Origin of the sequence: Pullulanibacillus camelliae, from assembly GCF_014642655.1 — a bacterium.
Classification (GTDB): Bacteria; Bacillota; Bacilli; order Bacillales; family Sporolactobacillaceae; genus Pullulanibacillus; species Pullulanibacillus camelliae.
The window spans coordinates 24685-38537 of the sequence record NZ_BMIR01000028.1 but is presented as its reverse complement, the minus strand read 5'-3'; the positions used below and the strand labels follow the sequence as shown (position 1 = coordinate 38537).

At 40.0% G+C, this 13853-nt stretch carries 16 protein-coding genes; 8 read left to right on the top strand and 8 right to left on the bottom strand.

Annotation, left to right across the window (positions count from 1 at the left end; all coding sequences use genetic code 11):
• Window positions 1-773: 773 nt before the first annotated feature.
• From IEW82_RS18510 to IEW82_RS18495, 4 genes are all read left to right on the top strand, one after another.
• The gene (locus tag IEW82_RS18510; protein ID WP_188698498.1) at window positions 774-1304 is read left to right on the top strand and encodes a YcxB family protein; all 531 of its coding nucleotides are present in this window, start codon (window positions 774-776) and stop codon (window positions 1302-1304) included.
• 252 nt (window positions 1305-1556) lie between these two features.
• Window positions 1557-2018, top strand: coding sequence for a hypothetical protein (locus IEW82_RS18505; protein WP_188698496.1), 462 nt, complete (start codon window positions 1557-1559; stop codon window positions 2016-2018).
• A 126-nt stretch (window positions 2019-2144) separates the two neighbouring features.
• A complete protein-coding gene (locus IEW82_RS18500; RefSeq protein ID WP_188698493.1) occupies window positions 2145-2462 on the top strand; it encodes a thioredoxin family protein in 318 nt (105 codons plus the stop codon).
• A 168-nt stretch (window positions 2463-2630) separates the two neighbouring features.
• Window positions 2631-2999, top strand: a complete 369-nt coding sequence (locus IEW82_RS18495; protein WP_188698490.1) for a DUF488 domain-containing protein — start codon at window positions 2631-2633, stop codon at window positions 2997-2999.
• Between the two features lie 88 nt (window positions 3000-3087).
• On the opposite strand, the gene IEW82_RS18490 is transcribed toward IEW82_RS18495, so the two are convergent.
• Together IEW82_RS18490 and IEW82_RS18485 are read right to left on the bottom strand one after the other, a co-directional pair.
• Window positions 3088-4410, bottom strand: coding sequence for a sensor histidine kinase (locus IEW82_RS18490; RefSeq protein ID WP_188698487.1), 1323 nt, complete (start codon window positions 4408-4410; stop codon window positions 3088-3090).
• Entirely contained in the window at window positions 4407-5099 is a 693-nt protein-coding gene (locus tag IEW82_RS18485) for a response regulator transcription factor (protein WP_188698484.1), read from the bottom strand. Before IEW82_RS18485 ends, IEW82_RS18490 begins: the two co-directional genes overlap by 4 nt.
• Window positions 5100-5277: 178 nt before the next feature.
• Here IEW82_RS18485 and IEW82_RS18480 point away from each other — a divergent pair, with 178 nt between their 5' ends.
• On the top strand, window positions 5278-6285 hold the full coding sequence (locus IEW82_RS18480; RefSeq protein ID WP_188698481.1) for a DJ-1/PfpI family protein: 1008 nt from the start codon (window positions 5278-5280) through the stop codon (window positions 6283-6285).
• 14 nt (window positions 6286-6299) lie between these two features.
• Window positions 6300-6734, top strand: coding sequence for a hypothetical protein (locus IEW82_RS18475; protein ID WP_188698478.1), 435 nt, complete (start codon window positions 6300-6302; stop codon window positions 6732-6734).
• 334 nt (window positions 6735-7068) lie between these two features.
• Here IEW82_RS18475 and IEW82_RS18470 read toward each other — a convergent pair whose 3' ends face one another.
• The 6 genes from IEW82_RS18470 to IEW82_RS18445 form a co-directional block, all read right to left on the bottom strand.
• Window positions 7069-7395, bottom strand: a complete 327-nt coding sequence (locus tag IEW82_RS18470) for an iron-sulfur cluster biosynthesis family protein (RefSeq protein ID WP_229672790.1) — start codon at window positions 7393-7395, stop codon at window positions 7069-7071.
• A gap of 90 nt (window positions 7396-7485) precedes the next feature.
• Window positions 7486-8049, bottom strand: a complete 564-nt coding sequence (locus IEW82_RS18465) for a TetR/AcrR family transcriptional regulator (RefSeq protein WP_188698475.1) — start codon at window positions 8047-8049, stop codon at window positions 7486-7488.
• Window positions 8050-8196: 147 nt separating this feature from the next.
• The gene (locus IEW82_RS18460; protein ID WP_188698473.1) at window positions 8197-8775 is read right to left on the bottom strand and encodes a hypothetical protein; all 579 of its coding nucleotides are present in this window, start codon (window positions 8773-8775) and stop codon (window positions 8197-8199) included.
• 15 nt (window positions 8776-8790) lie between these two features.
• Window positions 8791-9960, bottom strand: coding sequence for a ParM/StbA family protein (locus IEW82_RS18455; RefSeq protein ID WP_188698470.1), 1170 nt, complete (start codon window positions 9958-9960; stop codon window positions 8791-8793).
• A 947-nt stretch (window positions 9961-10907) separates the two neighbouring features.
• Complete coding sequence (locus IEW82_RS18450; RefSeq protein WP_188698468.1) at window positions 10908-11099, bottom strand: hypothetical protein; 192 nt, start codon at window positions 11097-11099, stop codon at window positions 10908-10910.
• Window positions 11100-11119: 20 nt separating this feature from the next.
• Window positions 11120-11359 carry a hypothetical protein gene (locus IEW82_RS18445; protein ID WP_188698464.1) on the bottom strand — a complete coding sequence of 80 codons (240 nt, stop codon included), beginning with the start codon at window positions 11357-11359 and terminating at the stop codon, window positions 11120-11122.
• A gap of 442 nt (window positions 11360-11801) precedes the next feature.
• Between IEW82_RS18445 and IEW82_RS20125 the strand changes: the two genes are divergently transcribed.
• Together IEW82_RS20125 and IEW82_RS18440 are read left to right on the top strand one after the other, a co-directional pair.
• Complete coding sequence (locus IEW82_RS20125; protein WP_229672788.1) at window positions 11802-12095, top strand: hypothetical protein; 294 nt, start codon at window positions 11802-11804, stop codon at window positions 12093-12095.
• A 17-nt stretch (window positions 12096-12112) separates the two neighbouring features.
• Entirely contained in the window at window positions 12113-13504 is a 1392-nt protein-coding gene (locus IEW82_RS18440; protein ID WP_229672786.1) for a peptide ABC transporter substrate-binding protein, read from the top strand.
• Window positions 13505-13853 lie beyond the last annotated feature (349 nt).

The window sequence follows — 13853 nt, the reverse complement described above, 5'->3', positions numbered from 1 at the left end:
TACATACACCCGAAGATCATCCGCCAGGTACAAGAACAACGACTTCAAGCGGCATAAGCCTTGACGGAGTACTGATGGTTTTTGCGAACTTTACTTGACACTAACGGGTCTTCCTCTCACTGAAAAAAAGAGACATCTTGTTAAATATGCAGATAAGCATTTACTTGACCAAAAAATACTTTCACTAATTAACTTTATCCTAAACGAAAAGTATGCTTCACTATAAGTAAAATCCCCTTTCAGATACATAATCTAAAAGGGGATTAGTTTATCAAGGCAAACCTGGAACAAAAGAACCAATTGTTTTTGCTATTTCTGTTACAACAGTTACCGCTTCTACTATAGGACCAACGTATAAAGCAACAACCACTCCGATGAATGAATAATATACCAAAACTTACACCAACTACTACCTTTCCTCGAGTAGGATTGCCTATATTATAAAAATAAACGCTTTGCTCGGGTATTTAAAAAGTCGTATTAATAATGCTTTCCAAGATTGAGTATGACATGTCCAAAAACCCCCAAATTCACTAAAATGTGTTATGGTTGCATTAAACAAGACTGTTTTAATCGATTAAAGTGCCAAAACAAAATTGAGAGACAACGAACAGGGAGATATACGATTTATTAATTTTTTTAAAGGAATGATAGTAAATGCGGATTGTGTGGTTTATATTTTTTTGTTTGTGTATAATCGTTGGGCTTTTCTTAATGCTTAAGTAAACGGTTCTTCTAAAAATATAGACATAATAAAATGGAGATGAGAGATAATGACGATTGAATTTCAACTAACATTAAATGATGTTATGACTCTTCACCGTTATCATATGAAACATAAGTCTAAAGAATTTAAAGTGCAACTAGTAGTCTCTGCCTTAGTTGTCCCTATAATATTTGCCGCTTTTATGTATGTAACAAAAGGCTTTGAAACTTCTACCATCATTATAAATTCTATAATATCTTTAGCATGGTTTATTATGGTGCCCTTTGTATTATATCAATCACAACTATCAAAGATTAAAAGGAAGCTTCAAAAACAACAAAAGAAAGGGCAATTAGAAGTCGTTAAACCTTGTGAAATCAATTTTTCTGAAAGAGGAATAAAATCCGTAAGAGAATATACTACATTCCAAGTGGATTGGGAACATATCATTGACTTTGTGGAAACAAATCATTTTTATTATTTGTATTACAACGATTCTTCAGCTATGATTCTTCCTAAAGAAATTGGTCATTTTAATATTGAGGAAAATCATCGTTATCAAAGATTTGTAAAGGAACATCTTAAACCACAATTATAGAAGAAAGATCTATAGTCAAGTCATCTCCCTCCCCCAGTTAAATGAGAATCAAATGCCTTATCTTTTCCCCAGTCTTAGTGAAACCAATGTCCATGATTTGTACTCCAATATAGGTATTGTTAAAACAGTCAAAGAACTCTAGATTGATTTTCTTAATCAACTACATATACCTGTATAATAAAATATCATTGCTTTTGTACCTATCTATAATTGTTATAATCAAAGAAATACAAAAGTATGAAGGAGATTGTAATGGCTAAGGAAATTTCAGCGGGGGTTGAAGATGTAAAACTTAAAGAAACAGAAGAAGAAAAAAAACTCATTAATTATTTAAAGGAACTCGATATTAATACACTTAACCAACTGTATTACATATTTAACGGTGGTGCATCTTTGAGAACCCCAATGCAAATGTTAAAATTACTATTGATTCCATTGAGCATATTTGGTGGATTTATTATTGTTTTTATGAATTATGGCAGTCAAGAATCTGGTCTATTTAGTCCTGATAACAGAGAATTTATTAAAACACTGTTTGGCTTTGTAATAGCAATACTCGGTATTTTTAGTTTTTTGAAGTTGAAACGAATGTCAAAGGAATCAGAACTAGTAAAACTTTCCCATAAAGTGGTTACAAGACAAAAGACAATGTCCATGATTTCTTTTGTATTGGAAGAAAAGTACAGGGCCATGTCCAATGGTTACAAACAATAACTAGGAAATTAAATAGATCTATCAGCATTTGCAATGGATGAACTGAAAAGAGTATGAGCCAGTATTTTGTAATCTCTAACTATTTTTTGTACGATAGGGTTAACGACCATAAAGGAGGTTATAACATTGAAGAAAATGGAATCAATGGAACACTATAAAGAGATTGTTGAAAAGGAAAACGTGATCCTTATGTTTTCAGCCGACTGGTGTCCGGATTGTCGATTCATTGAACCAGCATTACCTGAGATCGAGTCAAATAATGCAGAGTTTACCTTCTATTATGTTGATCGCGATGAGTTTATAGATCTATGCGCCGACTTAAATGTATTTGGCATCCCCAGCTTTGTTGCTTTCAACAAAGGCGCAGAAACAGGACGTCTCGTTAGCAAAGATCGTAAAACAAAAGAAGAACTGCAAGCGTTTATTAATTCTCTGGCTGCCTAAGCGTGCGCCCTTTTAAAAAGGGAGCTGGGATCACCTTCCCCAAGAGAAAAGATTGCAGTTATGCTTTATAATTGGAATCTTTTTTGGTTATATCGCTAAAATGACGTTAAAGCATTATACTGATAAATAAACAGTGCTTTACTTTGCTCAAAAAAGGCGGAGGGTTATATGGATACAATTTTTTTAAAACGAATTTATGAGCCTTATGACGCGACGGACGGCTACCGGATTTTAATCGACCGCCTTTGGCCACGTGGGATTTCAAAGGCAGATGCTAACTTAACCGCCTGGCTAAAGGAAGTCGCCCCCACTCCTGAGCTTAGAAAATGGTTTAACCATCAACCCGAAAGATTTGAACGCTTCCATGACGATTATGTTCATGAACTGCGAACCGGCGAGCCACAGCAAGAAGCTCTCAATCAAATCATGGAATATGCGGATAAAGGGAAAGTCACCCTCCTATACGGCGCAAAAGACCCTATGTACAATCACGCTCATGTTCTTTTGGAAGAACTCCATCTACGACGAAGGCGCTAAAAATACAAATTAAAGCTGTCCATCTCTTTACAAATTACCTTCTTAGCTTAAGAAACAGTATGATTGCTTCTTTAAGGAAGAGGCTAGCCTATCCGTTGCGTAATAAAGGAAGCCACCCTTTCAACCAAGCGCCGCCATCCGAATGATTCTCTGCTTGCAATCCCCCCCCATGTTGTCTAATAATCCTTTGTGAAATGGTCAAGCCTAATCCCGTTCCACCTGTTGAGCGACTCCTGGATTCGTCTCCACGATAGAGCGGCTCAAATATACGGTGCAGGTCTTCTGTAGCAAAGCCCTCCCCTGTATCCTGAATAGAGAAGAATGCCTTGCCATCTGCTTTATAACACTGCACGACAATCTTACCCTTTCTCGACGTGTGCCTCACAGCATTCTCCAATAAATTACTGATTGCCCGTTCCAACAAATGTGGATCCCCGCTAATCACACAAGGACGATCGTATATCTCCTCCATGATGGGAATTTCTTTACTTTCAGCCTGTAGCTTAAAGGTAGTGATAGCCTGTTCCAGGACCCGCACTAAGTCTACGTTTGTCTTGTTAAAAGCCTTCTCGAAATATTCGGTTTTTGTAAAAGTAAAAAGGTCTTCAACTAATCGATCCAGCTGAGCAGACTTTTCCTTACAAACCGCAACATACTTAGCCACCTTCTCGGGCGACTGAGCAATGCCTTGCTCTAAACCATCCAAATACCCCCGAAGCGCAAATAATGGCGTCCGTAAGTCATGCGCGACAGCGGCAATAACAAAGCGGCGATCATTTTCTAATTCAATCTGTTTTTCAAATGCCGCTTTTAGGCTCGTCACCATTACTTTAAAACCTGCACTAACATCAGCAATCTCTGTAATCGCTGACGAAGGTAAGACGATGTCAAAATCCCCCTCTGCCACCTGTCGAGCACTTTGACTCATGCTTTCAAGAGGTTTTAAAATCATGCGGCGCATCAGCAGTGAGATGATAAAGAGCGCAAGGATAAAACCAACAGAGGTCGCTATCATTGGAACAACAACCGGATTTTCCTGATATATAGTAATCCTCCCCAACACGTTGCCATCCTCAATGACCGAAAAGCGGTCTGTAGCTGTAAATGCATGGTTGCGCACAGCATCCGTTTGAAAGATCACCTTATTTGACGCTGAGCGAATCACCACCTCCATATTCATTTTTTGTAAATGCTGTTGGACTTGGTGCTGCCAGTCTATTTTTGACCAGCTTGCGGTATCTGCTTCGATCCATTGAATAACCTCCTTCACATCTTGTTTTTGCGAGGCTGTCCTATCAAAACGCAGCGTTTTAGTTTGTATAAAATGAGTACCAACGAAAAATAGCCATGGCAATGACAATAATAAAATTAAGCTAAATATGGTAAATTTCCTAATCCGAATGGTTTTCACAGTGTCTCTCCCTTGAAGCGATAGCCTACACCCCAAACATTAACAATGAACTGAGGATGATTCGAATCAGCTTCTATTTTCTCCCGAAGTCTGCTGAGATGAACACGCACAGTGTGTTTATCGCCAACACCTGACCAAAACCGTTCAAGCAACTGCTCATAGGTGAACACATATTGAGGATGCTCAGCAAACATCATCAGGAGATCATATTCCTTCGGTGTTAGGGCCACCTGTTTTTTATCTATCCAAACTTCCCTTGTAGACACATCCAATTTAAGCCGTCCATAGTTTAGAATGCGCTTCATGGATTCTTGGGGCCCCTTTGACCGTCGCAGGACAGCTTTCACCCTGGCTACAATCTCTCCTGGGGAGGCCGTCTTCACAATATAATCATCACCTCCAAGAGCTAACCCGCGAATTTTGTCAACATCATCACTGCGTGCACTTAAAAAAAGGATGGGCACATTGTCCTTCTCTCGGACTTGTCTGCAAAATTCAAAACCGTTTTGACCCGGCATCATCACATCAAGAATGATGCAATGCACTGACTGTCTTTGGAGCACAGAGAATGCTTGCCGGGCATCACCTGCCATTAACACCTGAAACCCATCGTTCTCCAAGAAATCTCTTAAAAGTTCAACGATCCTATCATCATCATCCACAACTAATACCGTATGTGCAGCTACCATGTCTGTTCCCCTTTCATCGCGATCATCTTAGTTAAAAGCTTATCATTTTTTCAAATCGTCACAAGCAGTGACATCCTATTGTGAGAGATTGTGATTGTTTTGTGACCCTTTTATTCTCTTTTTTGTGACATCCGCTTGTTATACTTCAGAAAAATGATTAGCCAATGGAGGGAAAGACATGAATGTACAAATTGTATTATTTGATGGATTTGATGTATTAGATGCGTTAGCACCATATGAAGTATTTATGGCTGCAGCTACCTACAGTAAAGAAACAATAAACGTAGAACTGGTTTCTGCAGAAGGAGCAAGAGAGGTTATAAGTGGTGACAATTATCTAAAACTGCAAGCCAGTAGCAAACTGGATGTCTCACGCCAAGGCATTCTTATCATACCTGGCGCATCCGGCCCTCTTGATGATGCTGATCCGAATTCCGTCCCCATGAAGTTAAAACGAGCGACCGAAACCCCATTAGGACAACTGCTAAAAAAGGCATGGGCACAACCTGATCTACTCATAGCAACCGTTTGTGGGGGCTCTCTGATATTAGCCATGAATGATCTTTTGGAGGGCCGCCATGCCGCCACCCACCACATGGGCATGGAACTATTAAATGCAACAGGTGCTAGCGCGGTTCATGCCCGCGTTGTCGATGATATCCAGCTTATTTCTAGCGGTGGCGTAACGTCGGGACTGGATCTTTCCCTTTATTTAATTGAACGCGAATTAGGCCCGCACATTGCCATTGAAGTGGAGCATTTATTAGAGTATGAGCGGAGAGGAACTGTTTGGAAAAGTTCTGAAAAGGTACCTACAGACACATTCCAAAGGTCTTCTGAATTAGGAAGCCCTCTTCCTGCTACTCACGAGCCTAACGAAGCCAGCACTTTTATGGGTAAATGGGACACCCTCATCTCCACCCCCATAGGTAAGCTTTCTGTTTTGTTCGATTTAGCTTGCAAAGATGGGCAAATAATAGGCACTGCCAAGCAAGGGCAAGAAGAAGCCACCCCTTTGATCAACCCTATACAGGAGGGGGACCGTTTCATGTGGAAGCTGAAGGTGACAAAGCCGATGCGCTTATCCTTACATTTCAACGTTTCAATAAAAGGCGATACCATGATTGGAGAAGCAAAAGCAGGAATGCTCCCCGCGTCTAAATTAACTGGACAGCGTATATCATAAGGGAGGCGCTTACCATGTCTGCAGTACTCCTCTTTTTACATATTACGAGCGCCTTCTTACTGAGCAGTTTTCTTTCCGTTCCCTTCATCATTCCTAGCCTCCATAACCGTAAAGGGGAAGCCTTAAAGGCTTCCTTACATACCCTTATCAGCTTGACGCGCACAGGGCATATTGCGCTAATGGGGGTACTCCTAACGGGCGCCTGGATGGTGATTGCTTACTCAGCTTTCCCTTCACCTTTATGGGTGGCGATTGCTTTATTTCTACTCGTTTGTGTCGGCGGACTGATTGGCATGCTTTTAAAAGAGTTTAAGGAGATAGTGCGTATAGAAAGGCCAGAAAACCAATTACGCGAACGTATGAACTATGTAAAAGTCTATAGCTGGCTTTTAGACTGCGCCATCCTTGTTGCCTTATTTGTGATGACCGCTCGTCAACTTTTTAATTGAATCAGTGGAAGAGAAACCGAGCGAAAAGCATGCCTGGTCCTTGTCTTGGTATAGAAGAGCATCATCATATATAGAAGGGCTTCATTGCAAGGTCAAGTGGAGGGGAGCGCCGCTGACTCATGATGCGGAGACTAGAGTCCTGCGAGAAGTGGGAGATTGGTAACACCTTAGCAGTGCGAAGGCGCGAGGAGGCTTAACACTCCCCCGCGGAAAGCGAAGTGTTTTGACGAAGCGCTTCAGCACTCACTTAAAAATCCAAACGCATTCCTTCAAAATTGTGAACGCGTTCGGATTCTCTATGAGCTGAAAACTTTGTCTCAGCCTCCTTCTTATGCTATTCAACAATTCTTAATCCGACTCTATTATTAAAAATTTGATTTTTATTTTTAAAAATAAAGGAACCTCTAGCAAAGTCAATTTCTAGCTCGTGATCATACGCCTCCGCAAAATCCCCATCTGTCATAATGTTGATGTTATCGACGGTCAACAGTTCTTCATAAGATTCAGCTGCTCTTAATGGAACAACCTTCATTTCATAAATAGTATTAACGATATCACAGCTGCCTCTATCCATTGATAACTGAATCATCTTATCCGCTGTCACTTGGTTAAGTGCATTTTTTGCTGGACCTGTAATCGTCATATTCATATTCATATTCATGTGTCATCTTCCTCACTTTTTTAATAGTGTGCCTTACTGCGCATTGATTCAACCTACTAATAGGTAAGTATATTTGATAAAAAACCGATCTTAAGCGGTTTTTAATCGCTGATTTATATCTTTTAACACTTCTTCAAGCACGCTGTCGCCAAGCACACGTCGATAGATCAGAGCACCCTTAATACTGGCCAGAATTGCTACAGAGAGAGATTGACTATCGTCTTTGCCACCCGTCTGCTCCTTATTCAGTGCTTCAGCCACAATAGTTTGCATGATCGTCATTTCCAATTGACTGATCTCCTCAACCTTTTCACGCACACGATCCGGCAGTGATTCGAAATCGGCCTGCAAGGAAGAAATCGGGCAAATTTCCGTACGCGTGAATTGTTCCGTCCGTTTATTAATGAAAAGCATAAGCTTATCCTGAACGGTCAAAGAGGGATCTTTGGCAGCCATTGATAATTTCTGCAGGCTTTGAAGAATCTGTTCACCCACAGCAACGCCTAAATCCTCCTTTTTCTCAAAGTGATAGTGAACACTAGCCTTTGTGATTCCCAACGGCTTAGAAATATCATCATAACTGAAAGCCACATACCCTTTTTGCTGAATCAATTTTAATGCTAAATCAATGATTTGTGTTTTTCTATTTTCCATATCTTTATATTAACTTACTAATAGGTAAGTGTCAAGTTGAAACACTTCATATAGAGTTTAACAGTAAAACTTCTATCTCCCCTATCCGTAAGTGTTCAATAATAAACAGAAAGAGACCCCGAATGCTAATAAGGATCTCTTCTGGTGCTATTTATTCATTTTAGACAGGAAATCGCCTAACAGACTGTCGAGGTCATTGTCTCTCTCCTCTTCTTCGTTTTCCAATGGGGTGTTATGCTCAATATCCTGCCAATTAAAATCATTAATGTCATCATTGGAGCGCTCTAATGCAGCGCTGACAGCACTTTCCTCCACAGCTTCCTTGTGTTCTTCAGCCTTCGTCGTATCAAGAGATGTCTCCTCCTGTAAATACAAAGCCTCATCGATGTCTAAGGCATTACTATTTAAGGAAGCAAGTAAGGCCGTTGCCCGACCAGGATCTGTTAGTAACTGGTAAACAATGCTACCTAGAAGCGCTTCAGAGTGCTCATGCTTTAACCAATCACGCTGAGACTTACTTAACTTCTTGGGGAGGGGGATGGTAATCGTCTCCTGCTCCTTTTTAAAAGACTGGTTGACCCCTTGAAGTACAAACTCTGCGATGGTACTGGAAAAATTCCTTCGCTCGGTTTCCTTTAACCTTTGCAGCTGTTTCAGCAAATGATCGGGGGTGTCGGAGGGGACGCGAAAGGAAATCGCCTGGCCCCTCTTGATTTCAACATTCATCGTCTCACCCTACCATCACTTTTTTACAGTTTCTTTTGGCTTTGATTTCTCAGACTTTCTTACAAAATCTGAAATAAGCTTGTAATAGGCATTCGCCATCATCCAGATGCTTTCTTTTTCATCCTCAAAGAAATCGATATTATATCCGTCTAAATTATTATTTAATGTCTTTATATAATCCTTTAATACATTGGCCCCGCCACCAACAAAATAGCAAATTTCCGTTTGCGAATTCTTCTGCCATACATTGCGCAATAAACGGTATTGTTTTTTGGCAAGCTCAAGGAGGATGCGATCGGTGATATCATGAACGCTTGTCCGACTGCCTTTAACCATGATATGATTTCGATCCGTTTTCCTTGTAATAATATCCACAACATCTAAACGACTATCTAGCTCCACACCATGCTTCGAACGAATTTCTTCTCTGATGGCTTCTAATGATTCCGAAACGCCCAGATTAAAGCCTTGAGCCTTGTCGTCATCGACGGTCCGATTCTTGATCACGGCAATATCCGTCGACAATCCGCCGATATCCTGAATTAAGATTCTCTTATTGATTAAGTCTTTATTGATAATTTTCAAGTCATTATCCATCACAAGATTAATGAATGCCGCAAATCCCTCAGGATAAACCTTAATCTCATCAAATTTGATATTTACCTTTTGTCCTTGATATTTGGGCGTGACTAGAAACTCCACTTGATGGACAGAGCCAATGAGTTTAGAGCGATAACCCGCATCTTTGCCTTCCTTGACCTCACGAAGCGGCAAGCCCGTTCCTAACGTATAATTGGCATCAACCACATTTTTCGCACGCGGGAATTGATCAGCGTTTTCTTCTCTCACCGCATCTAAAGCTAGCGTGGCTAAAAGCATCACTAAGGTCTGATCCTCTTCTGATTTACTGCTTCCGGGGTCCAGCTCCGTTGCATTATCCGTCTTGGTTGCGAGTTGACCGACACGGAAAATCACATTATTCTCCTTTAGGGCAGGGGAGTGGACCTTGATATGTATCCCATCTAGTGGGTCTTTATTGTCCAATTCCTCAATGCCAATCACTGGGCGGTCCTCTGTATCAATGGCGACAATGTTTGGGATATTTACCTCGTATTCCATTTCCCCAAAAATAGCTTTAATAGAATCATTTCCAACATCGACAGCAGCAATCCTTGACTTTGCCATTTACCTTCATCCCTCTTCCTAAAATTTATTGATAGTTTTTCATGAGAGTTATTTGTATCTCGAGTTTCTATCTTCTATTATAAACTATTCGTTAGTCTCAAGCTGCTTATGGAGGAAAAAATAGATTGTAAACATTTTGTAAACTTACTTGTTTTGTATACATTTATGTAAACTTCGATGACAAAGTCGCACACATCCTATTATAACAGTGTGTGTACAACTTTGTTTTCATGTAAACATTTTTGTATACATCGTGTTTACAAAAAGTAAACACGTAAACTTTTTTAGAAAGGATAGAGGTGCCCATTAGACTGAATACTATTATGCTCATTAAATTAGAAAACTCTGCCTATGCTTCACCGCCCCACTAAGCGCAGACTGATGTCCGTGTTATTGCACTCACACATAAAGATTGCCCCTAGGTAGACTTCGTGCAATTTTCAAAGCACACTCTGAAAGTGGTGCAAACCAAAGGTGCACTTAAATGGGCTTCCGCAAAACTATGAAATCTGACATTATAAAAAACTGTAGACAGCTGGCCTACAGTTTTTTATAGACCTTCGGGAGGGAGAAACTGTGCAGGGTCCTATCCATTTTGCAAGTTTGTTTCTTTGATTTCAAGACTAGACACCCTCACCTATTTCTCACAGGAATTGAATGAACTCGAGTTGCGTTGATCATTATAAATGACTCATTGTTAATCACAAGCATCGCTTTCCCATCCTGGCTTTCAATGTCATCAACTTCCATGGGATCGAACAAAATGACTTTATCGTCCACCTTTGCAGGAAGCTTAAATAAACTGGTAATATTTGGGTAATCAGTGGCTTGAGCACTGGGTACTTCTTGTTTCTCGTTATCAATCTCAACACCGTACAGGCCTTTTTCCTATAAACGATGAGCTACATCCCCAAGCAGCAAAGCATGCTCTAGATTAGAGACCACTATCAGTCTATTAGCTTTTGAAGCATATTGATAAAGACATTGATCGTTCCTACATCAACACCATGAACAGGCTCATGAAACAGCAGTGGTCCTGCTCCCATCATATAGTGCTTCACATAGTACGCTCGGTGGATTTCAGAACCAGAATACTTCTTTAAAGCCAGCTTTGCACAATGCTGTAGATTAAACATCACCAGAATTTCAGCTAATGGCTTTAACAGCCAAACCAGTTATGATAAAAGGCAATGTTAGCTTCTATAGTTAGCCGCTCATATACTCCATCCTGAAAATCTAGGAGTATCACGCTTTTACTTTTCTTTATAGCCTTTAAGAATTTAGCTTGCAGGTCTGTATCACTGTAAATGACCGTAAGTTGCGAATGAGCAATGGTAATGGACAACGGTGGGAGATCATCATTTTTTAAAACCTCAGAATCTAGCTTCAACACTTTCATGAGCCTAAGCTCCTGTCCACTGTGCAGGCTGTCTTCTGCACCGTCAGAATTGCTTTACCCTAACCTTATCAAAACATTAAATAGACTGATATAAGCGATCCTTTATCACTTGAATAAGGATTCAAATATAGGGTTTCTCTTTCGTATAAGGGACGATATAATTGTTAGACTTAGGTTTTAGAGCTTTTATTTACTAGATAAGGATAAAACCACCGATAATGACGCCGCATAAAAATAAATGATAATTATCATAATCAGCTCAAAAGACGACTTTACCAATACTTGTGACAGTTCCTACAAGACCTGAACAATAAAATGAGCCTAAAGAAGCTATACAAAAATCAGGAAAAACTTGTATAATGGCACTATTAAAATTTTTTGTTATCAAAAAATTTTAAATCATTGTTTATTTCACTAAAGGAAAATAGGGAGGTCATTCAACATGAAAAGAAAAGCCAAGTGGTCATTCTTGGCGACCATTCTTCTTGCTTTTGCTCTTGTATTAAGTGCATGCAGCAGCGGGAATAAAGAGAGTGGGAGCTCAAAAGCCAGTGGGTCAAATGCCGCGGACAGTTCCAATGAACTTGCTGATAAACAGGTGTTAAACATTGCATCCAATGACGATATTCCAACATTGGACTATACACAGGCAACAGACACAGCGTCCAATGGTATCTTGCAACAAGTGCAAGCCGGTTTAACACGCATGCATATGACAAAGTTGAACTCGACTTAGCTAAAGGTGAGCCAAAAGTGAGCGATGACAAAAAGGTCTATACGTTTACATTGCGTGACGCTAAATGGTCAGATGGCAAGCCTGTCACCGCTCAACAATTCGTTTACGGCTGGCGGCATGAAAATGATCCTAAATCAAAACCATTATACAACTTCTTATATGCATCGACCTTCATTAAGAATGCTGCAAAAATTCAAGACCCCAAAAGTGATATGTACGGTAAAGTCGATCAATTGGGTATCAAAGCGCTCGATGATAAAACACTACAAATCACGCTTGAAAAGCCGGCACCGCAATTTTTCTTAAGCATACTTTCACAGCCGCTCTTCTTCCCGCAACGTCAGGATATTATCGAAAAATACGGGGATAAATACGGTTCAAGCGCTGAAAGCATTATATCTGACGGGCCATTCAAAATGGCCAGCTGGAAGCAAGGTTCAAGCTATAGTCTAGAGAAAAACAATAGCTACTGGAATGCAGATAGCATTAAAGTGGAAAAAGTTAATGTTAATATTGTTAAAGAGCTTTCCACACGCATCAACTTGTATGACACAGGGAAATCAGATGCCGTTACACTTTCCGGTGACTTTATTGCTCAAGAAAAATCAAAAAATCCTGATGAAGTTAAAAATGGTTTAACAGCCACTACAAGATTTTTGGACATCAACCAAAAAACCAATAAATACTTAAAAAATCTTAACCTGCGTAAAGCAATCAATGCTGCGATCAATAAAAAAGACTTCACTGATGTTTTATTGAAAGATGGTTCCATTCCATCAAACTTTGTAGTACCAAAAGACTTCGTGCAAAGTCCTGATGGCAAGGATTTTCGCGCTGATAATCCTGATGGGTATTCTGCTGGTAGCGAAAGCGAAGCGAAAAAGTATTGGAATCAAGCGAAGAAAGAGCTGGGTGTCAGCAGTATAAGCCTTACATTACTTAGTTCAGATGGCGACAGCTTTAAAAAGATAGATGAGTACATTGCGAACCAAATCAGCAAGAACTTAAAAGGCGTGAAAATATCGATCAACCAACAACCTTTTGGCAACTTCCTCAAGCTGAATCAATCCTTTAAATATGATCTCGCGTTCAACGGTTGGTTCCCTGACTACCGCGATCCGATGACTTACCTTGACATGTGGACAACGAACAATCCACAAAATACAACAGGGTGGTCGGATAAGAAGTTTGATGATTTAATCGCTCAAGCTAATAGTGAAACGGGTGACAATGCTAAGCGTTGGCAAACGATGCTCGATGCCGAAAAGGAAATGATGTCACAATATCCAATTGTACCATTATTCCAGCAAGGGCAAACTTGGGTAGAAAAGAAATATGTTAAAGGCTTAGATTACCCATTATACGGTCCACAAGTCGACTATACAGGGGTTTCAATCCTTAAGCATTAATAGCAATACGAAATGTAATTAAAGGAAACAGGAGAGTCAATGTCGTGACGGCATTGGCCCTCTTTTTAAGTGTTCATGCTGCCCTCCCACGTTATTCCTTTGCCATCGTTGCTAGAAAACAAGACTACAAAGTTATCTGTAGTGTGAGGCACGCCCTATCACAAAGCCCGATTTTCATAGAAAAGGGGTGTAAAGACTGATGGTCAGATCTTGGCTATGCTAGCAGATGATATCTCAACCTAATTTACATTTATTGTTCAGCGACCACTTATCAAATGCCAAAAAACCCTATGCTAAAATGATGCATAAGCACAGGGTTTTTCATGTCACATATAAAACTAATTGCGAT

What these genes read in the sequence shown, in the direction of transcription:
- IEW82_RS18460 (WP_188698473.1), bottom strand. Translation starts at nt 8,775, where the DNA reads ATGAATGTTGAAATCAAGAGGGGCCAGGCGATTTCCTTTCGCGTCCCC.
- IEW82_RS18470 (WP_229672790.1), bottom strand. Translation starts at nt 7,395, where the DNA reads ATGAATATGAATATGAATATGACGATTACAGGTCCAGCAAAAAATGCA.
- IEW82_RS18465 (WP_188698475.1), bottom strand. Translation starts at nt 8,049, where the DNA reads ATGGAAAATAGAAAAACACAAATCATTGATTTAGCATTAAAATTGATT.
- IEW82_RS18510 (WP_188698498.1), top strand. Translation starts at nt 774, where the DNA reads ATGACGATTGAATTTCAACTAACATTAAATGATGTTATGACTCTTCAC.
- IEW82_RS18505 (WP_188698496.1), top strand. Translation starts at nt 1,557, where the DNA reads ATGGCTAAGGAAATTTCAGCGGGGGTTGAAGATGTAAAACTTAAAGAA.
- IEW82_RS20125 (WP_229672788.1), top strand. Translation starts at nt 11,802, where the DNA reads ATGAAAAGAAAAGCCAAGTGGTCATTCTTGGCGACCATTCTTCTTGCT.
- IEW82_RS18445 (WP_188698464.1), bottom strand. Translation starts at nt 11,359, where the DNA reads ATGAAAGTGTTGAAGCTAGATTCTGAGGTTTTAAAAAATGATGATCTC.
- IEW82_RS18485 (WP_188698484.1), bottom strand. Translation starts at nt 5,099, where the DNA reads ATGGTAGCTGCACATACGGTATTAGTTGTGGATGATGATGATAGGATC.
- IEW82_RS18480 (WP_188698481.1), top strand. Translation starts at nt 5,278, where the DNA reads ATGAATGTACAAATTGTATTATTTGATGGATTTGATGTATTAGATGCG.
- IEW82_RS18475 (WP_188698478.1), top strand. Translation starts at nt 6,300, where the DNA reads ATGTCTGCAGTACTCCTCTTTTTACATATTACGAGCGCCTTCTTACTG.
- IEW82_RS18455 (WP_188698470.1), bottom strand. Translation starts at nt 9,960, where the DNA reads ATGGCAAAGTCAAGGATTGCTGCTGTCGATGTTGGAAATGATTCTATT.
- IEW82_RS18495 (WP_188698490.1), top strand. Translation starts at nt 2,631, where the DNA reads ATGGATACAATTTTTTTAAAACGAATTTATGAGCCTTATGACGCGACG.